Consider the following 21,712-nt stretch of genomic DNA (forward strand, 5'->3'; position numbering starts at 1 on the left):
GCATTTTTCCATGTGTTCGTTTTAGGAGGCTCGAAGATGGCAACAGCCAAAAAAACCACTGCAGCACCAGCAAAAAAATCAGCTGCCAAGCCTGCTGCAGCGGCCAAGCCCGCAGCAAAAAAGGCAGCAGCACCAGCAAAAGCAGCCGCTAAAACGGCTGACAAATCAGCTGACAAATCGGCCGACAAGCCAGCAGTTGCACGCAAGCCAAACGCCGCGTTCATGAAAGCCATGACCCCGTCGGCCACGCTCGCTGCAGTCGTTGGCGACAAGCCGCTGCCACGCACCGAAGTGACCAAAAAGGTCTGGGATTACATCAAGTCGAAAGACCTGCAAGATCCGGCAAACCGTCGCATGATCAATGGCGACGACAAGCTCAAAGCAGTCTTCGGCGGCAAAGAGCAAGTGTCGATGTTTGAAATGACCAAACTGATTTCGGATCATCTGAAATAAGTTCAGGTTATATTCACTCGGCGTCTCGCTGATTAAAAAAGCCCCGGATTCAAACCCGGGGCTTTTTGTTATTCAGCTGTAAATAACCTGAATCTGGAACTTACAAGCCGCCGGCAGCCTTCATCAGTTCGAACACGCGGGTATTCTCCATCGTGCCTTTGAATGACGCCGAACCGGCACCAGTCGCATACAGTTTCACGTCGCCGCCGCCATGGGTTTCGGACGACTTGTGCACGCCCGTCTCCTGGTGGTAATCGTCGCCCTGCGCGACCATGCCATCGACATCGGCGCGCACGTCCGGCCGGTTCGGGCCATTGCCGAACACCAGCGTGGTGAACGTCTTGCCATCTGCATCCTTCTTCGGCTCGCCTGTCGCGTAGTCGCGCACGATATCCAGGATCGGGTTGCCGCGCTTCGGATAGCCGTTGATCTGCATCGTGTGGTCATGGTCGGCGGTGAGCACGATCAGCGTGTTCTGCAGGCCCGGATCGATCGCGCGCATGCGCTCGACCGCCAGCTGCAAGGCGTCGTCGAACGCCACTGTTTCTTCCAGCGCGTGCTTGGCGCGGGTGTCGTGCAGCGCGTGGTCGATCTTGCCGCCTTCGACCATCAGGAAGAAGCCGTTCGGATTGGTCGACAGCAGGTCGATCGCCTTGCCCGTCATCTCCGCCAGCGTCGGCTGCTCGGGACGGCGCTGGTACGCATAATCGAGGTGGCTGCTGGCACTGTAGATGCCGACGAACTTGCGCCCCGCCTTCGCCGACATCATGCCGGCGCGGGTGCCGGCCACGTAATAGCCGGCGCCGGCAAATTCGGCCATCAGGTCGCGTCCATCCGGCCGGCCCTTCGGATTGAGCGCCGCATCGCGCGGCGTGAAGTGATTGCGCCCGCCGCCCATCAGCACATCGACGCCATCGCCCAGCGCCGCGTTGTAGCCGGCGCCGCCCGGCACCAACTGCTGCGCAATCGTGTAGGCCGCATCGCGGCTGCAGGTGTGCGCGAAGGTCGATGCCGGTGTGGCATGCGTCAGTTCGGTGGTGGTGACGGCGCCGGTGGCGCGGCCCCGGGCCTTGGCCAGCTCCAGAATCGTCACGGCCGGCGTGCCGTTGTTCGCGCCGCACTGGTCGACACCGTCCTTGGTCGGGTTGATCGTGCGCGCGCCGGCCTGCGAGATGACGTCGTTATTGAGCTTCATGCCGGTCATGTACGACCCCATCGACGGCGCGCTGTCGGTGGTCTGGTAATCGAGCGAATAGGTCTTGATGCGCGCGGTGCGCTCCATCAGGCGCTCGAAGTGCAGCAGGCTGTCTTCGCCGCCGCGGTAGATGCGGGCGGCGGTGGTGACGGACGGGCCCATGCCGTCGCCAAGGAAGAAGATGATGTTCTTCGCTTTTTGCTGGGCCGAAGCCGTTGCCGGCAGCGCTGCACCGAAGGCGGCGGCCAGCAGCAGCGGGAGAATGCGTCGTGAAGTCATGGTGGATTTCTCGTGCTTACAGACCGGCTGCGGTCTTGATCAGATTGAAGACGCGCGTGTTGTCGATGGTCCCGCGGAACAGCTCCGCGTTCGCGCCGGCCGCGCCCAGGTAGACGTCGCTGCCGCCATGCGTCTCGGCGCCCGCGCGCGTGCGCACGGCCGCTTGCTGGTGGTAGTCGTCGGCTGTCACGACGGCATCGGTCAGCGGCGTGGTGCGCCCGCCCTGGTGGCGATTTTCGCCCGTACCGAAGCCGATGATCGTGTACGGCATGCCCTGGCTGTCGAGCGTCGGCTTGCCGTCGGCCGTGCGCACCAGGCCCAGTACGCCCGGGTTGGCAGGTGTGGTCTTGCCGGTGCGCGCTGCATAGCCGTTCAAGAGCAGCGTGTGGTCATGGTCGGCGGTGGCGACGACCAGCGTGTTCTTCAGGCCCGGGTCGAGCGCTTCCATGCGCTCGAGCGCCGCCTGCAGCGCGGCGTTGTACGTCACCGTCTCTTGCAGTGCGCGTTTGCCCAGCGTCGCGTGCAGCGCATGGTCGATCAGGCCGCCCTCGACCATCAGGAAGAAACCACCACGGTGCGGCGCCAGCAGGTCGATTGCCTTGGTCGTCATCGCTGGCAGCGCCGGTTGACGGGCGGCGTCGCGGATCGCGTCGAAGTCCATGTGGTTGGCGGCGAACAGGCCCACGACCGGCGCGCCTGGCGTCAAGGCATTGAACCCGGCGGTGTCGTTCACGACCCGGAAGCCCTTGGCTTTGAACTCGGCCTGCAGATCGCGGTTGTCGGCGCGCTTGCCGCCACGCGCGAATGGCGTGAATTGCTGCGCGCCGCCCCCGAACAGGACGTCCAGGCCATTGGCGCCCAGGGCTGCGTTGTAGCCGGCGCCGCCCGGCACCAGGCTGGCGGCGATGTCGGTTTCCAGCTTGCGATGGCAGGCGTGGGCATAGGTCGCGGCCGGGGTGGCGTCGGTGACGCTGGTATTGGTGACCACGCCCACGGCCATGCCGCGCTTGCGGGCCAGTTCGAGCAGCGTGACGGCTGCTTCGCCGTTCTCGCAGCGGCTCACCAGGCTGTTGCCGTTGGCGTCCTTGGCGGGAGCGATCGAGCGCGTGCCGGCCGACATCGAGATCACGCCGTTGTTCTGCTTCACGCCGGTCATGTAGGCGGCCATCGAGGCGGCGCTGTCGGTGACCTGCGCATCGTTGGAGAAGGTCTTCACGAACGCCGATTCAGGCAGGCGGTCAATCGCCAGCTCGCCCTCTTCGCCGACGGCAAAGATGCGCGCCGCAGTCAGCGTGTTGACGCCCATGCCGTCGCCCAGGAAGAAGATGATGTTCTTTGCGCGCTGGTCGACCGGGTTGGTCGTCAGGGCCGGGGTTGCGGTCTGGGTTGAAACTGGCGGTGTCGCCGCGCAGCCGGTGAGCGCCGCCAGCAGTGCGCCAGCGGTGAAAAGAATGGGTCGCATGCAGTCCTCACTGGGGAAAGCGGGAAGTCTACACTGCGTCGATGACGGCGTGGTGGATTGCTATGTTAGGGTTTTGTACAAGGCAGGAACGCTTTACGCCCCCGGTTTGAATTCCCAGTTCTTCCAGGCGGCCAGCACCGCATTCGGGTACTTCGGCTTGCCCCGGCTGCCGTTGTAGCGGCCCAGCGCCAGGTACAGGTCGCCCCGCTCCATGTCGATATACATGCGCAGGATCGCGCAGCCGTAGCGCAGGTTGGTCTGCATGTGGAACAGGCGGCGGCGGTCGCCGTCGCCGATTGCCTTGGTCCAGAACGGCATCACCTGCATGTAGCCGCGCGCGCCGGCAATCGAGATCGCATACTTGCGGTAGGCTGACTCCACCTGGATCAGGCCCAGCACCAGTCCCGGATCAAGGCCCGCGCGCGTCGCTTCATACCACGCGGTCTCGAGGAACTCGGTGCGGGTCTGGACGTCGGGCAGGCGCTTGGCCAGGCGCGGCGACATCTGGTCGAACCACGCCTGGTAGCGCGCCCGCCCCGCCTCGGTGCGGAAGGTCGGGCGCGGCGGACGCGCGTCGGCGATGGCGTTGGCCAGCGCCAGACGCACCGAATCCGACAGCGCTTCTTCTTTCTGGTTACCGGCATGCGCCGGCGCCGCCAGACCGAAGGCCAGCGCCAGCAGCACGCCTCCGGTCCGGGAGGCCAGGCGCAACCCCATCACTTGCCCAGCTTGGCCTTGATGAAGCCGACCATCTCGCCCACGGCGACGCTGCTCGCTTCGGCATCGCGGCGGCCCTGGTATTCGAGGTTGCCCTCTTTCAGGCCACGCTCGCCGATCACGACGCGGTGCGGCACGCCGATCAGCTCCCAGTCGGCGAACATCGCGCCTGGGCGCAGGCCGCGGTCGTCGACGATGACGTCGATGCCCATGGCCGACAGCGACGCATACAGCTGCTCGGTCGCGTCCTTGACCATCTCACTGCGGTCCATGCCCATCGGGCACAGCACCACTTCGAACGGCGCCAGCGCGTCCGGCCAGACAATGCCCTTGTCGTCGAAGTTCTGCTCGATCGCCGCGCCCAGGATGCGGGTCACGCCGATGCCGTAGCAACCCATCTGCAGCGGCGCAGGCCGGCCGCCATCATCGAGGAAGGTCGCGCCCATCGCCTGCGAGTACGCGGTGCCGAGCTGGAACACGTGGCCCACTTCGATGCCGCGCTCGATCGCCAGCACGCCCTTGCCGTCTGGCGACGGGTCGCCTTCGACGACGTTGCGCAGGTCGGCCACGAGCGGTTCTGGCAGATCGCGGCCCCAGTTCACGCCGATGTGGTGGAAGTCTTGTTCGTTCGCGCCGCAGACGAAATCGGCCATGTTGGCGACCGTGCGGTCGGCCACGACGGTGACCGGCACTTTCGTGCCGACCGGACCGAGGTAGCCCGGCACGGTGCCGAACACCTCGAGGATTTCGGCTTCGGTCGAGAAGCGGTAACCGGCCAGGCCGTCGACCTTGCCGACCTTGATCTCGTTGAGTTCATGGTCGCCGCGCAGCAGCAGCACCCAGTAGCTCTTCTTGCCGTCGTTCTCGACGGTCAGGGCGATGGTCTTGACGGTCTGCGCCAGGTTCACGCCCAAGAGCGCAGCGACGGTCTCGCACTTGGTCGTGCCCGGGGTTGGCGTCTTGGTCAGCGTTTGCGTGGCAGCGGCGCGCTCGCCGCTGGCCACGGCTTCGGCCGCTTCCATATTGGCCGCGAAATCGGACGTCGGGCAGTAGACCAGCGCATCTTCGCCGGTGCTGGCGATGACGTGGAATTCGTGCGAGCCGGTGCCGCCGATGGCGCCGTTGTCGGCTGCCACCGCGCGGAACTTCAGGCCGAAGCGCGTGAAGATGCGGGTGTAGGCATCGAACATGGTCTGGTACGACGTCTGCATGCCGGCAACGTCGCGGTCGAACGAATACGCATCTTTCATCGTGAATTCGCGGCCGCGCATCAGGCCGAAGCGCGGACGGCGCTCGTCGCGGAACTTGGTCTGGATGTGATAGAAGTTCACCGGCAGCTGGCGATACGACTTGATCTCGCTGCGCACGACGTCGGTGATGACTTCTTCGGACGTCGGCTGGATCGCGAAGTCGCGGCCATGGCGGTCTTTCACGCGCATCAGCTCATCGCCCATCTTGTCCCAGCGACCTGTCTCTTGCCACAGTTCGGCCGGCTGCACGAGCGGCATCAGGAGTTCGATACCACCAGCGCGATTCATTTCTTCACGGACGATCGCTTCGACCTTGCGGATGACGCGCAGCCCGACCGGCATATACGTATAGATGCCGGAACCCAGGCGCTTGATCATCCCGGCGCGCATCATCAGCTTGTGGCTGACGATCTCGGCATCGGAAGGCGCTTCTTTCAGAGTTGAAATAAAAAATCGTGAGGCACGCATATCTGTGAATTCTTTTTAAAAAGAGAGGGTTATAATCGACCTAATTTTAAAGGATTAGCCGGCTGATGCGTCCAATCTTTCTACAAACAGGGTCCGGAACCAGCATCATCGACCGCGCAAGCGGTGCGGAAACCCCTTGGGCATGACAATACGTAAGTAAAAACACAAGGGTACCGAGTGCCCGCAAGAGGGAACGTCCGCCGGCAGAAAGTATCGAGGTGCACTTATGCTCGACCGTGAAGGGTTTCGGCCCAACGTCGGCATCATCCTGCTGAACGCTAACAACGAGGTCTGGTGGGGCAAGCGGGTGCGAGAGCACTCATGGCAATTTCCTCAAGGGGGAATCAAGTACGGCGAAACACCCGAGCAGGCAATGTACCGCGAGCTCGAGGAAGAAATCGGTTTGCGTCAGGAGCACGTCAAGATCGTGGGTCGCACCCGCGATTGGCTGCGCTATGAAGTGCCCGATCATTTCATCAAGCGTGAAATTCGCGGGCATTACCGTGGCCAGAAGCAGATCTGGTTCCTGCTGCGCATGGTCGCGCGCGACAACGAAGTCAATCTGCGCCTGACCGACCACCCCGAGTTCGACGCCTGGCGCTGGCACGACTACTGGGTGCCGCTCGACGTCGTGATCGAGTTCAAGCGCGACGTGTACCAGCGCGCACTGCAGGAGCTGTCGCGCTTTCTGAGCTGGCCCGCCAAGGGCCAGCACGGCGAGCGGCGTCACAGCGCGCGCTACCTGCGCCAGCCGCATGGCCGCGCGCAGCCTGGCGCCAAACCGGGGCAAGAGATGCTCGGGGCGGCCGGGCCGGGCAATCCGGCGGCGCCCGATGCACTGGTGCTGGCGCCGAACAAGTAGGCGTCAACAACGCATCGATACCGGAGCTGGCGTACGACGCGCCATGCTCCGGCTTCCCGCCTGCCCCTCGCAGACGCCCCCTTCATTTCATGCTCAAAGCATTGTTTTCACGGCAACATTCGCCGGTACAATGCTTGCATGACTACGCCTACCGCCCGCCTGCATTTGCTGCTGCTACTCCTTGCCCTGAGTGCCGTGCCCACTGCCCATGCCTGGCAGGCCGAGCCCAAGCGTTGTCAATTAACCCAGCTCGCGACGCTGCCCGTACGCTATACCGGCCCGGACCTGAACCTGACGATCGAAGGGCGGATCGACGGCACGCCGGCCGACATGCTGGTCGACACCGGCGCCAATGGCACGATACTCACGCGTACCGCGACCGAGCGGCGCGCGCTGACCCTGCGCCCTACTGACGGGCGTGCCTATGGCATTGGCGGCGCGGCCCGCATCTACAGCGCGCAGATCAAGGAATTCAAGGCCGGGCCGGCGGCGATCACCAACAGCCGCGTACGGGTACTGGGTGACTTCGGCACCGCGCCATCGTTCGAAGCGATCCTGGGTGCGCCATTCCTGCTCCAGTCCGACCTCGAGATTTCGCTGGCAACCAAGGAAATCAAGTTCTTCAAACCGACCAATTGCGATACCGCGCACCTGGCCTACTGGGACGAGAACGCCGTCGAGATTCCTTTCCGCTGGACCAGCTCGCGTCAGGCCAATCCCGAATTCAAAGTGCTCCTGAACGGCAAGGAAGTCACGGCGGTGATCGACAGCGGCGCCTCCAGCACGATGATGACGCGCCGGGCCGCGGAAAAAGCGGGTCTGAATCTGAATGCGCCAGATGTCACGCGGGCCGGCGAAGCGGGCGGCATTGGTACCAGGCGCATCGCGCGCTGGAACGTGACGCTGGACAAACTGCAGATCGGCCGCGAGACGATCAACAATGCCGACATCGGCGTGATCGACACGAATGACCTCGACGTCGATTTGCTGCTGGGCGCCGACTTCCTGCGCTCACACCGCGTCATGTTCGCGATGAGCCAGAAGAAGCTATACATCACCTACGTCGGAGGCGACGCACTTGGCCAGCGGCGCCGCATCGAACCGTGGCTGCAGCAGGAGGCCGACGCCGGCAATGGCGATGCGCAGATGATGGTGGCCTCGATGCACCGAAGCGGTCATGGCACGCCGCCTGACATGGCGCAGGCGCTGGTCTGGCTCGACAAGGCGGCCGCCAGCGGAAACCCGCGCGCCAACCTGGTGGTCGGCCAGCGCCTCATGAAAGAACGGCGCTATACCGAAGCGGTGATAAAGCTGCGCCAGGCGCTCGACCGCATGCCGGGCGAGCGCTCCGGCGCGCTGATGCTGTACACGGCGCGCATGCACAATAAAGATCCCGAGCTGGCGCGGCGCGAACTGGCCAGCGCCTTCACGCACGACATCGATGAATGGCCGGGGCCGATCGCCGATTTCTATCTCGGCAAGCTCGATGAAAGCCAGCTGCTCAAGCTCGCGCGCGAGGAATCGGCGCATGCGCTGCGGCGCACCTGCCAGGCGCGCTTTGCGATCGCCGAGCGCCATCGGTTCACGGGCAATGAAGAGCAGGCCAGGCGGGTGCTGGATGAGGCGCCCGAGTGCCGCCAGGGGCCGAAAGAGGCGTCCTGAGGCCGGCCCCGCGCCGGATCGGCGGCTGCGCTACAATGCCCGCTCTCCCCTTTTTTCGCCCCCTCCTGCCATGTTCACTCCGTCCTCGCACGACGTGCGCCGCTTTTTCTGCGACGCCTATCGCAAGCAACGCAATGGCGAAATCCTGACGCCGATGGATGCCATCGCGGCCGACTGGATCGTGCAGCATCCCGAGTACCACGACCAGTTCGAGGACATCGAGGCGGCGATCGCGCGCGACTATTCGGTCGAAGGCGGCAAGCCCAATCCGTTTTTGCACCTGTCGATGCACCTGTCGATCGCCGAGCAGATCTCGATCGACCAGCCGCGCGGCATCCGCGCCGCGCACGACATGCTGGTGGCCAAACGGGGCGAGCATGATGCCCACCACGAAATCATGGAATGCCTGGGCGAGATGATCTGGGCCTCACAGCGGGGCGGCGTGCCGCCCGATACCGAGGCGTATATCGAGTGCGTACGGCGCCGCGCGTTTGCCTGATTCAAGCGAGCTTGTCGTCCGCGACCCGGTAACGCGGGTCTTCCACCAGATTCACCTCGATCATGTCCTGCGCCTTTTCCAGCAGCTCGCGGCAGTCGGGGCTCAGGTGGCGCAGATGCAGGCGCTTGCCCAGCAGGCGGTAACGCTCGGCCAGCGCGTCGATCGCCTGGATCGCCGAATGGTCCACCACGCGCGCATGCAAAAAGTCGATCACGACGTCCTGCGGATCGTCCTTCGGCGTGAAGATGCCCTGAAACGCACTCACTGACGCGAAGAACAGCGTGCCATCGAGCGCGTACACCTTCCAGCCTTGATCATCGACCGCGACCGCCGCCTTCACCTGGCGCGCATGCTGCCACGCGAACACCAGCGCCGAGACGATCACGCCGGTCAGCACCGCCACCGCCAGGTCGACCAGCAGCGTGATGGCAGCCACCAGCACGACCACGAACAGATCCGCACGCGGCACGCGGCCGGCCAGGCGGAACGTGCCCCATTCGAAGGTCTTTTCGCAGACGACAAACATCACGCCGATCAGCGCCGCCAGTGGAATCGCCTCGATCCAGCTGGAGCCGAACAGGATGAAGCACAGCAGGATCACGGCCGCTGCGATGCCCGACAGGCGCCCGGTCGCGCCGCTGTTCACGTTGATCATGCTCTGGCCGATCAGCGCGCAGCCGCCCATGCCGCCAAACACGCCGCTGACGACGTTGGCCGCGCCCAGTGCCAGCGATTCGCGGTTCGGCTGGCCGCGCGTGTCGGTGATTTCGTCGATCAAGGTGAGCGTGAGGAGCGATTCGATCAGGCCCACACCCGCCATCACGAGCGCGTACGGGAACACGATGCGCAGCGTGTCCCACGTCATTGGCACGTCGGGCAGCGCGAAGCTGGGCAAGCCGCCGGCGATGGAACCGAGGTCGCCCACGGTGCGGGTCTCGACGCCCAGCAGCGCGCAGCCGACGCTGGCCACCAGGATGCCCACCAGCGTGGACGGCACCGCTTTGGTGATGCGCGGCGTCAGGTAGATCACCGCCATCGTGATGGCGATGATGACGCCCATCGTGACCAGCTGCGCGGCCGGCATCCATTGGGGCGTGCCATCAGGGCCCGCCACCTTGAAGTGCCCGAACTGGGCGAGAAAAATCACCAGCGCCAGCCCGTTGACGAAGCCGAGCATCACGGGATGCGGCACCATGCGGATGAATTTGCCGAGCCGCGCGGCGGCAAACAGCAGCTGCAGCACGCCCATGAGCACCACGGCCGCCAGCAGGTACTGCGCGCCATGCTGCACCACCAGCGCGATCATCACGACGGCCAGCGAGCCGGCAGCGGCCGAGATCATCCCGGGCCGCCCGCCGAATGCAGACGTGATGAAGGCGACCAGCACGGCTGCGTACAGGCCGGTGAGCGGCGACAGGTGGGCAACCAGGGCGAAGGCAATCGCCTCGGGCACGAGGGCCAGGGCGACCGTCAGGCCGCTGAGCAGGTTGGTTTTGAGGTAGGCAGGCGAAGTGAGAATAGACAGAGATGACACGAAAAGCTCCGGCGGGTGACGCGGCAAGGGGCTCGCATGTTACCAGGGAGTGCCTTGCGCGTCTGGCGCCGGGCTTATTTCTTGGTCACCAGCTGGCCCGGCAGACTGCCCAGGTAGGCGCCGAGATCGACCATGTCGCGGTTCGACAGTGGCTGCACCAGCGCCGCCATGATCGGGTTCACGCGCCCGTTCGGGCCGGCGCCGCGCTTGTAGGCACGCAGCGCCGTCGTCAGGTAGTCGGCGTGCTGGCCGGCCAGCTTGGGGTAGCTCGGGTCGATCGGCTTGTTGAAGTCGGCCCCGTGACACGAGGCGCAGTTGTGCGTCTTGGCCAGCGCCGCGCCGCGCGCGATGTCGGCGGCCGATGCGCTCGCGCCCAACGCGCCTAGCACCAGGGAAAAGACAATCCGTTGCATGGCGTGGTTCATCGCGTGGCCACCGTCTGTTGGGAGTAATAGGCCGCCACGTCGGCAATGTCCTGGTCGCTCAGCGACTTGGCGATATTGACCATCGACGGATGTTTGCGGTCGCCCTTGCGGTAAGCCTTGAGGGCGGATTCGAGATATTTGGCCGACTGGCCGCCGATCATGGGCACCCGGTAGACTTCGGGGAAGGCCGTCTTGTAGCCGCCCTGGATGCCGTGGCAGCCGATGCACATCTCGATCTTGGCGACGGCCGCCTTGGGATTGCCGACGACTTCTGCGGCCGTGGCGACGGCGCTGCCGGCGGTACAGGCGCATGCTGCCAGTACCAGTGGTGCCAAACTTGTTTTCATGGGCGTCTCTTAGTTGTAATTCAAAAACCGCAACCGCATAAAAAGTTAGCAAAGGTCTACCAACGGGCCGATTCTATCTGAAGACTTGACACCAGTCTACAAACCGGACGGCGGCAGCGTGGCCAAGGTTATGGCGTATACTTCCTGCCACCGACCGACTCGACAAAGCACCCGCCATGCATGCTGCTCCCCGCTTCGAAGGCAGCGACAAGTACGTCGCCACCGCCGACCTGAAACTGGCCGTCAACGCGGCCCTGACGCTGGGCCGCCCGCTCCTGATCAAGGGCGAGCCGGGCACCGGCAAGACCATGCTGGCCGAAGAAGTCGCGGCCAGCCTGAACATGCCGCTGCTGCAGTGGCACGTGAAATCGACCACCAAGGCCCAGCAGGGACTGTACGAGTACGACGCCGTCTCGCGCCTGCGCGACTCGCAACTGGGCGACGAGCGCGTGCGCGACATCCAGAACTACATCGTCAAGGGCGTGCTGTGGCAAGCCTTCACGGCGCCCGAACCCGTCGTGCTCCTGATCGACGAAGTCGACAAGGCCGACATCGAGTTTCCGAACGACCTGCTGCGCGAACTCGATCGCATGGAGTTCTATGTGTATGAAACGCGCGAGATGGTCGTGGCCACCCACCGCCCGCTCGTGATCATCACGTCGAACAACGAGAAGGAACTGCCGGACGCCTTCCTGCGCCGCTGCTTCTTCCACTACATCCAGTTCCCGGACCGCGAAACGATGGCCGACATCGTCGGCGTGCACTTCCCCAACCTGCGCCAGGATTTGCTGGCCGCCGCGCTGCAAAGCTTCTATGCCATGCGCGACGTCCCCGGCATCAAGAAGAAGCCATCGACGTCGGAATTTCTCGACTGGCTCAAGCTGCTGCTGGCCGAAGACGTGCCGGCCGAGGCCCTGCGCACCAGCGGCGAAGGCAAGGTGGGCATCCCGCCGCTGCACGGCGCCCTGCTCAAGAACGAGCAGGACGTGGGCCTGTTCGAGCGCCTGATGTTCATGGCGCGGAACAACCGGTGATGGTGGCGCCAGCCCCCTCGATGCGATGCTGATCGATTTTTTCCGCGCCCTGCGCGAGGCCCGCATCCCGGTCTCGATCCGCGAATTTTTGACACTGCTCGACGCGCTGCAACGCGGCGTGATCGCGCCGTCGCTGGACGACTTCTACTATCTCGCGCGCCTGACGCTGGTGAAGGACGAAGCCCATTTCGACAAGTTCGATCGCGTGTTCGGCGCCTGGTTCCGCGGCGTCGATGCGGTGTTTGACGAGAAGTCCGAGATTCCGCTCGACTGGCTGATCAAGCGCTTCGAGCGCGAACTCACGCCGGAGCAAAAGGCGCAGCTGGAAAAATTCGGCTACGACAAGCTGCAACAACGCCTGCAGGAACTGCTGAAAGAACAGAAGGAACGCCACGCGGGCGGCAGCAAGTGGATCGGCACCGGCGGCACGTCGCCGTTCGGGCATGGTGGCACTAACCCCGAAGGTATCCGCATTGGCGGCGAAAGCCGGAATCGCACCGCTGTGAAAGTGTGGGACCAGCGCACCTACCGTGACTACGACGGCGAGCGCGAACTGGGCACGCGCAACCTGAAGGTGGCGCTGCGCCGCCTGCGCCGCTTCGCGCGCCAGGGCGCGGCGGACGAACTGGCGCTGGACGATACGATCCGCGCCACCGCCAGCAATGCCGGCTGGCTCGACATCCGCATGCGCCCCGAGCGCAAGAACCGGATCAAGGTCGTGATGCTGTTCGACGTCGGCGGCTCGATGGACGACCATATCGAACGCACCGAAGAACTGTTCTCGGCCGCCAGCAGCGAATTCAAGAACATGGAGTTCTACTACTTCCACAACTGCGTCTACGACTACCTGTGGAAGAACAACGCACGCCGCCACAGCGAGCGCTTCGCCTCCTGGGACGTGCTGCGTAAATATCCGGCCGATACGCGCGTGCTGTTCGTTGGCGATGCAACCATGAGTCCGTACGAAGTCATGGCGCCCGGTGGCTCGGTCGAATACAACAACGACGAAGCCGGCGCGGTCTGGCTGGCGCGCTTCATGACAGCGTTTCCGAAATGCGCCTGGCTCAATCCCGAACCCGAGCACCTGTGGCAGTACCGGCAGTCGATCGCGCTGATTCGCCAGGTGATGAGCAACCGGATGTTCCCGATCACGCTGGAGGGCCTGGAACGGGCCATGCGCCTGTTGAGCAAGTAGTGTTAGCACGAACACGGACGCGAGCCGCCGGGCGCACTAGAATCGCGCAACGATAAGAAGAAGGAGACCGCATGCCTGACCTGTTGTCCGTATTGACGAGCCTTGCCTGGCCCCTGGCGATTGCGCTGGCGTGGCTGGCCGGTGAATTTGGCCAGCGCTGGACCGGCCTGCCCCGCATCAGCTTCTACGGCCTGGTCGGCTTCGCGCTGGGCAGTTCGCAGATCGGCGTGCTGCCCGCGGCCGATCTGGGTCCGGTCGCACTGCTGGCCAATATTGCCTTCGGCCTGGTCCTGTTCGAACTGGGCAACCGCATCAACCTGCGCTGGCTCGTCAACAATCCGTGGATCGGCGTAGCCGGCCTGGTCGAGTCCAGCCTGACGTTCATGCTCGTCTACCTCGTCGCCATCGCGTTTGGCGCGGCCCAGATCACGGCGCTGCTGATGGCGGCACTCTCCATGGCCACCTCCCCCGCCACCGTCGTGCGGGTCATCAACGAACAGAAAAGCTCGGGCCAGATGACCGAGCGCGTGCTGCACCTGTCGGCCCAGAACTGCGTGCTGGCCGTATTCGCGTTCAACGCCATCATCGGCGTCTGGCTGTTCCACACGCAGGATGCCGTCAGCGAGGCACTGTGGCAAAGCCTGGTCATGCTCGCCGCGTCGATCGTCGCCGGCGCCGTGTTCGGCCTGCTGGTGCCGGCGCTGCTGCGCGCGATCGGCAATGCGCAGCAGGACACCACTGTCGCGTTTGCGCTGGCCGTGATTCTGCTCGTGTCGATGTGCGATGTCGGCGGCCTGTCGCCGGTCGTGGCGGCGCTGGCCTTTGGCCTGACCGTGCGCTCGCGCCGCGTGACCTTTACCCAGACCCAGCGCAATTTCGGCGCGCTGGGCGAAGTGCTGACCGTGCTGCTGTTCGTGTACGCCGCCTCGACGCTCGACTGGCGTCTGGTGGCGGCCGGCGGCGTGATGGCGGTCGTCGTCGTGCTGGTGCGGCTGCTGGCCAAGACCGCTGGCGTGGCCGCGTTCTCGCACCTGTCGGGCGTCACCTGGCGCAAGGGCGCCCTCACCGGCCTGGGCCTGGCGCCGCTGGCCGTGTTCGTGATCCTGATGCTCGAACATGCGCGCTATGCCGGCCTGAAAGTGGTCGACGACCTGCACGCAATGGCTGCCGTGGCGATGCTGCTCGAAGTGTTTGGCCCGATCATCATCCAGCGCGCCCTGATCTGGGCGCACGAAGCACCGGAGTCCCATCATGCCGCTTGACGCGTTTACTTCGTCCACGCCGCTCACCTTCGGGGTCGAGCTCGAACTGCAACTGGTCAACCTGTCGGACTTCAACCTGACCGCCGCCAGCCCCGACCTGATGCATCTGCTGGAGCGCAAGCCGTTCCCCGGCAACGTCACGCCCGAGATCACCGAAAGCATGATCGAGATTAATTCGAGCGTGCACACATCGTATGACCCGTTGCTGGCCGAGCTGACCGAGATCCGCGACACGCTCGTCGCGGCGAGCGACACGCTCAATATCGGCATCGCCGGCGGCGGCACGCACCCGTTCCAGCATTGGTCCGACCAGCGCATTTCGGCCAAGCCGCGCTACGAATACCTGTCGCAGCTGTACGGCTACCTGGCCAAGCAGTTCACGGTGTTCGGCCAGCACGTGCACATCGGCTGCGCCAACGGCGACGATGCGATGTACCTGCTGCACGCGCTGAACCGCTACCTGCCGCACTTCATCGCGCTGTCGGCGTCGTCGCCGTTCGTGCAGGGCCACGACAGCCTGTTCGAATCGGCGCGCCTGAATTCCGTGTTCGCGTTTCCGATGAGCGGCCGCGCGCCTTTCACGCTCAGCTGGCAGGAGTTCACCGACGTGTACTTCGCCAAGATGGAACGCACGAACATCATCAAGAGCATGAAGGATTTTTACTGGGATCTGCGACCCAAGCCCGAATTCGGCACGATCGAGCTACGCGTGTGCGACACGCCGCTGACGGTGGAGCGGGCCGCCGCGCTGGCCGCCTACCTGCAGGCGCTGTGCCGCCACCTGCTCGAGCGCAAAGACGAGGCGCCTGCTGAAGATGACTACCTCGTCTACAACTACAACCGCTTCCAGGCTTGCCGCTTTGGCCTGGATGGCAGCATCACGCACCCGAAAACCTACGAGAGCATCGTGATCCGCGACGATATCCTGGCCACGCTCGAGCGGATGCTGCCGCACGCCGAAGCGCTGGGCAGCGTCGAGGCGTTGCAGCATCTGGCTGCCGCCGCGCGCGGCGGCAGCGATGCAGCCATCCTGCGTCGCCACGCCGAGCGCGAAGGCTCGGTCGAAGGGATGGTCAATGCGGCGATCGGGCACTTCCGGGGTGACCGCGTGGCGTGAGCTGCGCAAATCAGCCGTGCACTGCCCGGCTATCCGGCGGCGCCTGTTCCCGCTGCTGCATCCCGTAGTCGCGCACCACGTGCGCCACGCGCAAGCGGTAGTCACGAAACACGCCGTCACGGCCGGCCGCCTGCGCCGCCTGGTGCGCTTCCAGCGTGCGCCAGCGCTGCACAGCGTCTTCATCGCGCCAGAACGACAACGACAGCAGGCGGCCGGGCTGCGTGAGCGATTCGAACCGTTCCACCGACACGAAGCCATCGATCGCCTCGAGCGACGCGCGCAGCGCCTGCGCCGTGGCGAGGTACTCACGCTGGCGCGCCGGGTCGGGTTCGACTTCGAAAATGACCGCGATCACGCGCGGCTCCCGAGCGTGCCCTCCACCGCTTCGGTGAACGTGCGCGTTTCACGCATGATGAAACGCCCCTCGCGCGCCAGCGCAAAATTGGCGCGCGCTTCGTCATCCGTCTTCAAGCGTGTGCGGTACGCTTCGTAGTCAGCCAGACTGGCAAAGCCCACCAGACCCCAGGCCTCGTCGTTGGTCCCCTCGTGCGGCAGGAAGTAGCCGATCAAGAAGCCACCGAGCCGGGGAATGATGCGGCCCCAGTTGGCGGCGTATTCACGAAACTGCTCACGCTGAAACGGATCGATGCGATAGCGGATGAAACAGGTGATTGTCATAGTGACTCCTCGGGTTTGGAGCGGTCACCTTAGCCTGATGCCGTGGCCAGATGCTTCGGTTAAGATCGAAGCATGAGAGACGGTCCGAATATCACTACCATCGCCGCACTGATCGGCGACCAGGCGCGCGCGCAGGCCCTGACCTTGCTGATGGCCGGACGGGCGCTCACCGCCACCGAGCTGGCCGATGCGGCAGGCGTCACGCGCCAGACGATCAGCACCCATCTGGCGAAGCTGGTCGATGCCGGGCTGCTGGCCGTCCAGGCGCAGGGGCGGCACCGGTATTTCAGCATCGCCGATGCCGACGTGGCGGCGCTGCTCGAAACGCTGATGGGCATGGCCTTCGGCGCCGGCACGCTGCCGCTGCACCTGAAGCTGGGCCCGTCCGCGCCGGCCCTGCGCAAGGCGCGCGTCTGCTACGACCACCTGGCCGGCGAGCTTGGCGTGGTGCTGCATGACCGGCTGGCTGCGCGAGGCGCATTCGGCTTCGGCGCCGACGGCATGGTGCTCACGACCGCAGGCGCGTTACTGATCGGCCAGCTGGGCATCGATACCGCTGCACTGGCGCGCTCGCGGCGGCCCGTGTGCCGCACCTGCCTGGATTGGAGCGAGCGGCGTCACCATCTGGCCGGCGCACTGGGCAGCGCTCTGCTCGACCGGTTCGAACAACTTGGCTGGACGCGCCGCGTGGCAGGTTCGCGCGTCATGGCCTTCGATGCGCAGGGCGAGGTCGCCCTGCGTGACTGGCTCGATCAGGTCAGCCCGCCACCGGCACGCCCTTGCCCACCCAACCCGTCTTCATGAAGCGCGCCAGCAGCGGCTGTCTGGCAGGCGCCGGCGCCGGCAGCCTGGCGTCGACCACACTGGCCCACTGGTCGGCCAGTTGCTCGCAGGTGGCGCGCAGCACCGGGTCGATCGTCGGCAGGCGCGCCAGCGCGCACAGGTGGCGCTCAATGACGGACGCCAGCTTGACGCACGGCGGCTCGCCGTCGCCTTTCGCGCTGTAATGCGACATCAGGTGCAGCAGCGAGGCGACCAGCAGCGTGTCCTGGTTGCGCGGCTCGCCCGCTGTGGATGGCGTGGTGGGTGTGGGGGAAATCGTCATGCGAAGCGCTCCATGGACCAGAACAAGACAATGAGATGAGAATGATTCTCATTCATTATTCCCGTGTCACACGGCGAAAGCAAGCGATTTCGTGCTACAGGCGCGTCTCGCGCGCCGCGCGCAGAAATTCATCGAGCACCGGCGTGCAGTCGAGCAGATCGACACCGCCCGCGCGGTGGAACTCGGGGTGCCACTGCAAGCCCATGACGAAGTTGGCGCGCTGGTAGCGGATCGCCTCGATGATGCCGTCCGGCTCGGACATGGCTTCGATGCGGATATCGCGCCCCAGGTCCTTGACGGCCTGGTGGTGGATCGAATTGACCATCGCCTGCTGGATATTGGGGAACATGCGGCTAAGGGACGAACCCTTGGGGAACACGATCGCATGACGATGCGCGTCGTACAGGTCGTGCACGTGCGCCAGCGCGTCGGGACGGTCGGTGGCGACGTCCTGGTGCAGCGTGCCGCCGAAGGCCACGTTGATCAGCTGGCAGCCACGGCACACGCCCAGCACCGGTTTGCCGGCGTCGACGAATTCGTGCAGCAGTTCGAGCTCGTACACATCGCGCGCGCGGTCGCCGCTCCATTCGGGACGGGTGGGCGTTTCGGAATAGGTTTGCGGGGCGACGTCGGCCCCGCCCTGCAGCACCAGGCCATCCAGGTGACGTGCATAGTGGCGCAGCGTGATGTTGCTGGGGTGGAGCAAGCCGTTGGTATTGACCGTCGGGATCATGAACACCAGCACGTCGCGCGACATCACCCACTGAGCGATGGATTCCTCGAGGTATTGCAGGTTTTTGCTCAGCAGCCCCTTGGCGCCCGCTTCGGGATGGAAGATGCGGGCCGAGACACCAATGTGCAGCGTGCGCTGCATGATGTCGCGACTGAAGCGTTCACGCAGCGAGCGAAAGCGCGATGTGATGACCCGGCCGGCCAGGGCCACCGGGTTGTCGCCATCGCGCAGATAGCGCGCCGGTCCGCGTGCGTGCTGGCCGCCGCTGGCGCGCCGGTCGGGCACACGCACGCGCGTCTCGCGGCGTTCATCGATATCCGCCTCGGGCGAGGGGTCGTCTGGCTTGCGCTTGATGGGTTCGTCTTCGGTCATGTCATTAATATAACTTCGGCAATGCTGCGCACGATTCAAAGTTGTTACAAAAGGTCGCCATGCGCTCAGACCGGCACGTCGAGCAGCTTCTGGAAGGTCAGCATCAGGTGGCGCCCCGCCACGGGTGTCTCGAGCAGGCCGCGCGCGCCGGCCAGCCGGGCGCGGGCGCTGTCGTACTGAAACGATGGCGCGACCATGAACACCACGGGCGTGCGCCCGGCGCCGGCCTGCGCCTTGATCGATGAACACAGCGCATACGGTTCGATGCCTGGGGCGGCCGTGTTGATCAGGACCAGCGCGACCGGCGTCTCGTCGCACAGGCGCACGGCGGCGGCCCGGCTGTCGGTCCATTCGACGCCGATCCGGCGCGGCCCGAGCACCTGCGCCACCCGGTTGCGCAGGTTGCACGCCTGATCGACGATCAAGACCGGGCCATCGACGGGCCCATGGCGCAGTCGCGTGTAGAATGCGGGCGTTTCAAGATCCGGTCCCAGGCGCGGACGGCGGCGGCGTTCGGCCAGCACGCGGCGCGCACGGGCGCCATGCTGGGCCAGCGCATGCACGCGCGTGTCGAGTAGTTCGGCCAGCCTTTCATGCAGCGCCCGTTGGTCAAGCGGGCGGGTCAGGTTTGGCCAACGGGTGGCGTCGCTGCCGCCGATGACCAGTACCGGTTGCAGCGCATCGGGTGGCCGGCACGCCATTTGCGCCAGCGCAAACGGGTTGTCGCCGTTGGCAACCAGCAGATCCGGCTCTTGCAAACTATCGGCATGCAGGCAAGAATACGACGGCCCGACGCCCGGCGCGTCTTCGAGCAGCGCCGCCAGCCGGGCGGTTTCAACCGGATCAAAGCCGATCGGACGCACGGTGAACAGACAATGGGATCGCTGCATCGGGCCCCACCCTTCTTGCATCGATTATGTATTTACAGCGTAATCTAGCACAAAGGTGCAAGGCGAAAAGCACGACATAAGCGCAAAATACTGTATATTTATACAGTTAAAAAGCATTTCCTTTTCCGCTCGACAAGATAGAATGCCAACGCATTCTACAAATACTCTTCAAGATGGCCTCCAAGAAACCCGCTCCAGACTACAGCGAATCATCCATCCGTGTCCTCAAGGGACTCGAACCTGTGAAACAGCGTCCGGGCATGTACACCCGCACGGAAAATCCGCTCCACATCATCCAGGAAGTGATCGACAACGCCTCCGACGAGGCGCTGGGTGGCTATTGCAAGAACATCAGCGTCACGATGAACCCGGACGGCTCGATCACGGTCGAAGATGACGGCCGCGGCATCCCGGTCGGCATCCACCCCGAAGAAGGCGTGTCCACGGTCGAAATCGTGTTCACGCGCCTGCACGCCGGCGGCAAGTTCGACAAGGGCTCGGGCGGCGCGTATGCGTTCTCGGGCGGCCTGCACGGCGTCGGCGTGTCGGTCACCAATGCGCTGTCCAAGCGCCTCGAGATCGAAGTCTGGCGCAAGGACGATCAGGGCAACGGCCAGCACAAGCTGGTGTTCGCTGCCGGCGACGTGATCGAGCCCCTCACCTCCGCGCCGTTCGAGCGCGGCGGCAAGAAGAACGGCACGCGCGTCACGGCCTGGCCGGACGGCAAATACTTCGATTCGCCGACCATCCCGATGAACGACCTGCAACGCCTGCTGCGCTCGAAAGCCGTGCTGCTACCGGGCGTGACGGTCACGCTCACGAACGCCAAGGGCGAAGTCCAGACCTGGCGCTACGACGAGGGTCTGCGTGGCTACCTGACCGAAGCGCTGGCGCAAAGCTCCACCGGCGAAACCCTGATCCCGCTGTTCGAAGGCGCGCAGTACGCCGCTGCCGGCGACGACAGTTTTGCCGAAGGCGAAGGCGCGGCCTGGGTCGTGGCATGGACCGAAGAAGGCGGCGTGGTGCGTGAATCCTACGTCAACCTGATCCCCACCGTCAGCGGCGGCACGCACGAAGCCGGCCTGCGCGACGGCCTGTACGGCGCCGTCAAGAACTTCGTCGAGCTGCATGGCCTGCTGCCCAAAGGCGTCAAGCTGCTGCCCGAAGACGTGTTCGCGCGCGTCTCGTTCGTGCTGTCGGCCAAGGTGCTCGACCCGCAGTTCCAGGGCCAGACGAAAGAGCGCCTGAATTCGCGCGACGCGCTCAAGCTGGTTTCGACCTTCACCAGGCCGCCGCTCGAACTGTGGCTGAACCAGCACGTCGAATACGGCAAGAAGCTGGCCGAACTCGTGATCCGCCAGGCGCAATCGCGCCTGCGCTCGCTGCAGAAAGTCGAAAAGAAAAAATCGTCGGGCGTGGCCGTGTTGCCGGGCAAACTGACCGATTGCGAATCGAACGACATCACGCGCAACGAGCTGTTCCTGGTCGAGGGCGACTCGGCCGGCGGCTCGGCCAAGATGGGCCGCGACAAGGAATTCCAGGCCATCCTGCCGCTGCGCGGCAAGGTGCTCAACTCGTGGGAAACCGACCGCGACCGCCTGTTCGCCAACAATGAAATCCACGATATCTCGGTGGCGATCGGCGTCGATCCGCACAGCGCGGGCGACTCGCCCGACCTGACCGGTCTGCGCTACGGCAAGATCTGCATCCTGTCCGACGCCGACGTCGACGGCTCGCACATCCAGGTGCTGCTGCTCACGCTGTTCTTCAAACACTTTCCGGCGCTGTTCGCGAACGGGAACATCTGCATCGCGCGCCCTCCGCTGTTCCGTGTCGACGTGCCCGCGCGCGGCAAAAAGCCGATCCAGAAGCTGTATGCGCTGGACTCGGGCGAACTGCTGGCGATCGAAGACAAGCTGAAAAAAGAAGGCCTGAAAGAAGGCGTGTGGAGCATCTCCCGCTTCAAGGGCCTGGGCGAGATGAACGCCGAGCAGCTGTGGGAAACGACGATGAACCCGGACACGCGCCGCCTGCTGCCCGTGTTTTTGGGCGACTACGACCACGCCGAATCGTCGGCACGTTTCAATATGCTGATGGGCAAAGGCGAAGCCGCCGCGCGCCGCGCCTGGATCGAAGAACACGGAAACGAGACCGAGGCGGACATTTGATGAGA

General features: G+C 64.7%; 22 protein-coding genes. 10 read left to right on the forward strand and 12 right to left on the reverse strand.

Annotation, left to right across the window (positions count from 1 at the left end; all coding sequences use genetic code 11):
* Nucleotides 1–36 precede the first annotated feature (36 nt).
* Nucleotides 37–453, forward strand: a complete 417-nt coding sequence (locus ACZ0AJ_RS16770; RefSeq protein ID WP_499456804.1) for an SWIB/MDM2 domain-containing protein — start codon at nt 37–39, stop codon at nt 451–453.
* A gap of 100 nt (nt 454–553) precedes the next feature.
* Here the strand turns inward: ACZ0AJ_RS16770 and ACZ0AJ_RS16775 are convergent, their stop codons facing one another.
* The 4 genes from ACZ0AJ_RS16775 to ACZ0AJ_RS16790 all read right to left on the reverse strand — a co-directional run bounded on the left by ACZ0AJ_RS16775 (nt 554) and on the right by ACZ0AJ_RS16790 (nt 5,824).
* Entirely contained in the window at nt 554–1,927 is a 1,374-nt protein-coding gene (locus ACZ0AJ_RS16775) for an alkaline phosphatase (RefSeq protein WP_499455625.1), read from the reverse strand.
* Nucleotides 1,928–1,943: 16 nt separating this feature from the next.
* Nucleotides 1,944–3,389 carry an alkaline phosphatase gene (locus tag ACZ0AJ_RS16780; RefSeq protein WP_499455626.1) on the reverse strand — a complete coding sequence of 482 codons (1,446 nt, stop codon included), beginning with the start codon at nt 3,387–3,389 and terminating at the stop codon, nt 1,944–1,946.
* Between the two features lie 93 nt (nt 3,390–3,482).
* Nucleotides 3,483–4,106 carry a lytic transglycosylase domain-containing protein gene (locus tag ACZ0AJ_RS16785; RefSeq protein ID WP_499456805.1) on the reverse strand — a complete coding sequence of 208 codons (624 nt, stop codon included), beginning with the start codon at nt 4,104–4,106 and terminating at the stop codon, nt 3,483–3,485.
* Nucleotides 4,106–5,824, reverse strand: a complete 1,719-nt coding sequence (locus ACZ0AJ_RS16790) for a proline--tRNA ligase (protein ID WP_499455627.1) — start codon at nt 5,822–5,824, stop codon at nt 4,106–4,108. Before ACZ0AJ_RS16790 ends, ACZ0AJ_RS16785 begins: the two co-directional genes overlap by 1 nt.
* 226 nt (nt 5,825–6,050) lie before the next feature.
* Here ACZ0AJ_RS16790 and ACZ0AJ_RS16795 point away from each other — a divergent pair, with 226 nt between their 5' ends.
* The 3 genes from ACZ0AJ_RS16795 to ACZ0AJ_RS16805 all read left to right on the forward strand — a co-directional run bounded on the left by ACZ0AJ_RS16795 (nt 6,051) and on the right by ACZ0AJ_RS16805 (nt 8,847).
* Nucleotides 6,051–6,686: an RNA pyrophosphohydrolase gene (locus tag ACZ0AJ_RS16795; RefSeq protein ID WP_499455629.1), complete on the forward strand. Its 636-nt coding sequence runs from the start codon at nt 6,051–6,053 to the stop codon at nt 6,684–6,686.
* A gap of 138 nt (nt 6,687–6,824) precedes the next feature.
* On the forward strand, nt 6,825–8,348 hold the full coding sequence (locus ACZ0AJ_RS16800) for an aspartyl protease family protein (protein WP_499455630.1): 1,524 nt from the start codon (nt 6,825–6,827) through the stop codon (nt 8,346–8,348).
* A gap of 70 nt (nt 8,349–8,418) precedes the next feature.
* Nucleotides 8,419–8,847 carry a DUF1841 family protein gene (locus ACZ0AJ_RS16805; protein WP_183556282.1) on the forward strand — a complete coding sequence of 143 codons (429 nt, stop codon included), beginning with the start codon at nt 8,419–8,421 and terminating at the stop codon, nt 8,845–8,847.
* Nucleotide 8,848: 1 nt separating this feature from the next.
* On the opposite strand, the gene ACZ0AJ_RS16810 is transcribed toward ACZ0AJ_RS16805, so the two are convergent.
* From ACZ0AJ_RS16810 to ACZ0AJ_RS16820, 3 genes are all read right to left on the reverse strand, one after another.
* Nucleotides 8,849–10,372 (reverse strand): SulP family inorganic anion transporter, encoded by a 1,524-nt coding sequence (locus ACZ0AJ_RS16810; protein WP_499456806.1) that lies wholly within the window; start codon nt 10,370–10,372, stop codon nt 8,849–8,851.
* Between the two features lie 83 nt (nt 10,373–10,455).
* Entirely contained in the window at nt 10,456–10,794 is a 339-nt protein-coding gene (locus tag ACZ0AJ_RS16815) for a c-type cytochrome (protein ID WP_499455632.1), read from the reverse strand.
* An 8-nt stretch (nt 10,795–10,802) separates the two neighbouring features.
* Nucleotides 10,803–11,153, reverse strand: coding sequence for a c-type cytochrome (locus tag ACZ0AJ_RS16820; RefSeq protein ID WP_183556280.1), 351 nt, complete (start codon nt 11,151–11,153; stop codon nt 10,803–10,805).
* Nucleotides 11,154–11,329: 176 nt separating this feature from the next.
* Here ACZ0AJ_RS16820 and ACZ0AJ_RS16825 point away from each other — a divergent pair, with 176 nt between their 5' ends.
* The 4 genes from ACZ0AJ_RS16825 to ACZ0AJ_RS16840 all read left to right on the forward strand — a co-directional run bounded on the left by ACZ0AJ_RS16825 (nt 11,330) and on the right by ACZ0AJ_RS16840 (nt 15,761).
* On the forward strand, nt 11,330–12,187 hold the full coding sequence (locus ACZ0AJ_RS16825; protein ID WP_499455633.1) for an AAA family ATPase: 858 nt from the start codon (nt 11,330–11,332) through the stop codon (nt 12,185–12,187).
* Between the two features lie 25 nt (nt 12,188–12,212).
* Entirely contained in the window at nt 12,213–13,382 is a 1,170-nt protein-coding gene (locus ACZ0AJ_RS16830; protein WP_499455634.1) for a vWA domain-containing protein, read from the forward strand.
* Nucleotides 13,383–13,453: 71 nt separating this feature from the next.
* Complete coding sequence (locus tag ACZ0AJ_RS16835; RefSeq protein WP_499455636.1) at nt 13,454–14,644, forward strand: cation:proton antiporter; 1,191 nt, start codon at nt 13,454–13,456, stop codon at nt 14,642–14,644.
* The gene (locus ACZ0AJ_RS16840; protein WP_499455637.1) at nt 14,634–15,761 is read left to right on the forward strand and encodes a YbdK family carboxylate-amine ligase; all 1,128 of its coding nucleotides are present in this window, start codon (nt 14,634–14,636) and stop codon (nt 15,759–15,761) included. The genes ACZ0AJ_RS16835 and ACZ0AJ_RS16840 overlap by 11 nt, the downstream gene beginning before the upstream one ends.
* A gap of 10 nt (nt 15,762–15,771) precedes the next feature.
* On the opposite strand, the gene ACZ0AJ_RS16845 is transcribed toward ACZ0AJ_RS16840, so the two are convergent.
* Entirely contained in the window at nt 15,772–16,116 is a 345-nt protein-coding gene (locus ACZ0AJ_RS16845; RefSeq protein ID WP_499455638.1) for an antibiotic biosynthesis monooxygenase family protein, read from the reverse strand.
* Complete coding sequence (locus ACZ0AJ_RS16850) at nt 16,113–16,439, reverse strand: NIPSNAP family protein (protein WP_499455640.1); 327 nt, start codon at nt 16,437–16,439, stop codon at nt 16,113–16,115. The genes ACZ0AJ_RS16845 and ACZ0AJ_RS16850 overlap by 4 nt, the downstream gene beginning before the upstream one ends.
* A gap of 72 nt (nt 16,440–16,511) precedes the next feature.
* Here ACZ0AJ_RS16850 and ACZ0AJ_RS16855 point away from each other — a divergent pair, with 72 nt between their 5' ends.
* Nucleotides 16,512–17,243, forward strand: a complete 732-nt coding sequence (locus tag ACZ0AJ_RS16855; protein ID WP_499455642.1) for an ArsR/SmtB family transcription factor — start codon at nt 16,512–16,514, stop codon at nt 17,241–17,243.
* Here the strand turns inward: ACZ0AJ_RS16855 and ACZ0AJ_RS16860 are convergent.
* From ACZ0AJ_RS16860 to ACZ0AJ_RS16870, 3 genes are all read right to left on the reverse strand, one after another.
* A complete protein-coding gene (locus tag ACZ0AJ_RS16860; RefSeq protein WP_499455643.1) occupies nt 17,197–17,544 on the reverse strand; it encodes a hypothetical protein in 348 nt (115 codons plus the stop codon). The two genes, ACZ0AJ_RS16855 and ACZ0AJ_RS16860, sit on opposite strands and share 47 nt — an antisense overlap.
* Nucleotides 17,545–17,638: 94 nt before the next feature.
* Nucleotides 17,639–18,649, reverse strand: coding sequence for a gamma-glutamyl-gamma-aminobutyrate hydrolase family protein (locus ACZ0AJ_RS16865; protein WP_499455644.1), 1,011 nt, complete (start codon nt 18,647–18,649; stop codon nt 17,639–17,641).
* Between the two features lie 65 nt (nt 18,650–18,714).
* Nucleotides 18,715–19,539 carry a response regulator gene (locus ACZ0AJ_RS16870; RefSeq protein WP_499455645.1) on the reverse strand — a complete coding sequence of 275 codons (825 nt, stop codon included), beginning with the start codon at nt 19,537–19,539 and terminating at the stop codon, nt 18,715–18,717.
* Nucleotides 19,540–19,712: 173 nt separating this feature from the next.
* Here ACZ0AJ_RS16870 and ACZ0AJ_RS16875 point away from each other — a divergent pair, with 173 nt between their 5' ends.
* Nucleotides 19,713–21,707 carry a DNA topoisomerase IV subunit B gene (locus ACZ0AJ_RS16875; protein WP_258835692.1) on the forward strand — a complete coding sequence of 665 codons (1,995 nt, stop codon included), beginning with the start codon at nt 19,713–19,715 and terminating at the stop codon, nt 21,705–21,707.
* Nucleotides 21,708–21,712: the final 5 nt, after the last annotated feature.

The organism is Telluria sp. AC161, assembly GCF_979258535.1.

Bases quoted from the DNA above. Each gene is read 5' to 3' on its own strand.
- ACZ0AJ_RS16770 (WP_499456804.1), top strand. From the start codon at position 37: ATGGCAACAGCCAAAAAAACCACTGCAGCACCAGCAAAAAAATCAGCT.
- ACZ0AJ_RS16775 (WP_499455625.1), bottom strand. From the start codon at position 1,927: ATGACTTCACGACGCATTCTCCCGCTGCTGCTGGCCGCCGCCTTCGGT.
- ACZ0AJ_RS16780 (WP_499455626.1), bottom strand. From the start codon at position 3,389: ATGCGACCCATTCTTTTCACCGCTGGCGCACTGCTGGCGGCGCTCACC.
- ACZ0AJ_RS16785 (WP_499456805.1), bottom strand. From the start codon at position 4,106: ATGGGGTTGCGCCTGGCCTCCCGGACCGGAGGCGTGCTGCTGGCGCTG.
- ACZ0AJ_RS16790 (WP_499455627.1), bottom strand. From the start codon at position 5,824: ATGCGTGCCTCACGATTTTTTATTTCAACTCTGAAAGAAGCGCCTTCC.
- ACZ0AJ_RS16795 (WP_499455629.1), top strand. From the start codon at position 6,051: ATGCTCGACCGTGAAGGGTTTCGGCCCAACGTCGGCATCATCCTGCTG.
- ACZ0AJ_RS16800 (WP_499455630.1), top strand. From the start codon at position 6,825: ATGACTACGCCTACCGCCCGCCTGCATTTGCTGCTGCTACTCCTTGCC.
- ACZ0AJ_RS16805 (WP_183556282.1), top strand. From the start codon at position 8,419: ATGTTCACTCCGTCCTCGCACGACGTGCGCCGCTTTTTCTGCGACGCC.
- ACZ0AJ_RS16815 (WP_499455632.1), bottom strand. From the start codon at position 10,794: ATGCAACGGATTGTCTTTTCCCTGGTGCTAGGCGCGTTGGGCGCGAGC.
- ACZ0AJ_RS16820 (WP_183556280.1), bottom strand. From the start codon at position 11,153: ATGAAAACAAGTTTGGCACCACTGGTACTGGCAGCATGCGCCTGTACC.
- ACZ0AJ_RS16825 (WP_499455633.1), top strand. From the start codon at position 11,330: ATGCATGCTGCTCCCCGCTTCGAAGGCAGCGACAAGTACGTCGCCACC.
- ACZ0AJ_RS16830 (WP_499455634.1), top strand. From the start codon at position 12,213: ATGCTGATCGATTTTTTCCGCGCCCTGCGCGAGGCCCGCATCCCGGTC.
- ACZ0AJ_RS16835 (WP_499455636.1), top strand. From the start codon at position 13,454: ATGCCTGACCTGTTGTCCGTATTGACGAGCCTTGCCTGGCCCCTGGCG.
- ACZ0AJ_RS16840 (WP_499455637.1), top strand. From the start codon at position 14,634: ATGCCGCTTGACGCGTTTACTTCGTCCACGCCGCTCACCTTCGGGGTC.
- ACZ0AJ_RS16850 (WP_499455640.1), bottom strand. From the start codon at position 16,439: ATGACAATCACCTGTTTCATCCGCTATCGCATCGATCCGTTTCAGCGT.
- ACZ0AJ_RS16855 (WP_499455642.1), top strand. From the start codon at position 16,512: ATGAGAGACGGTCCGAATATCACTACCATCGCCGCACTGATCGGCGAC.
- ACZ0AJ_RS16860 (WP_499455643.1), bottom strand. From the start codon at position 17,544: ATGACGATTTCCCCCACACCCACCACGCCATCCACAGCGGGCGAGCCG.
- ACZ0AJ_RS16865 (WP_499455644.1), bottom strand. From the start codon at position 18,649: ATGACCGAAGACGAACCCATCAAGCGCAAGCCAGACGACCCCTCGCCC.
- ACZ0AJ_RS16870 (WP_499455645.1), bottom strand. From the start codon at position 19,539: ATGCAGCGATCCCATTGTCTGTTCACCGTGCGTCCGATCGGCTTTGAT.
- ACZ0AJ_RS16875 (WP_258835692.1), top strand. From the start codon at position 19,713: ATGGCCTCCAAGAAACCCGCTCCAGACTACAGCGAATCATCCATCCGT.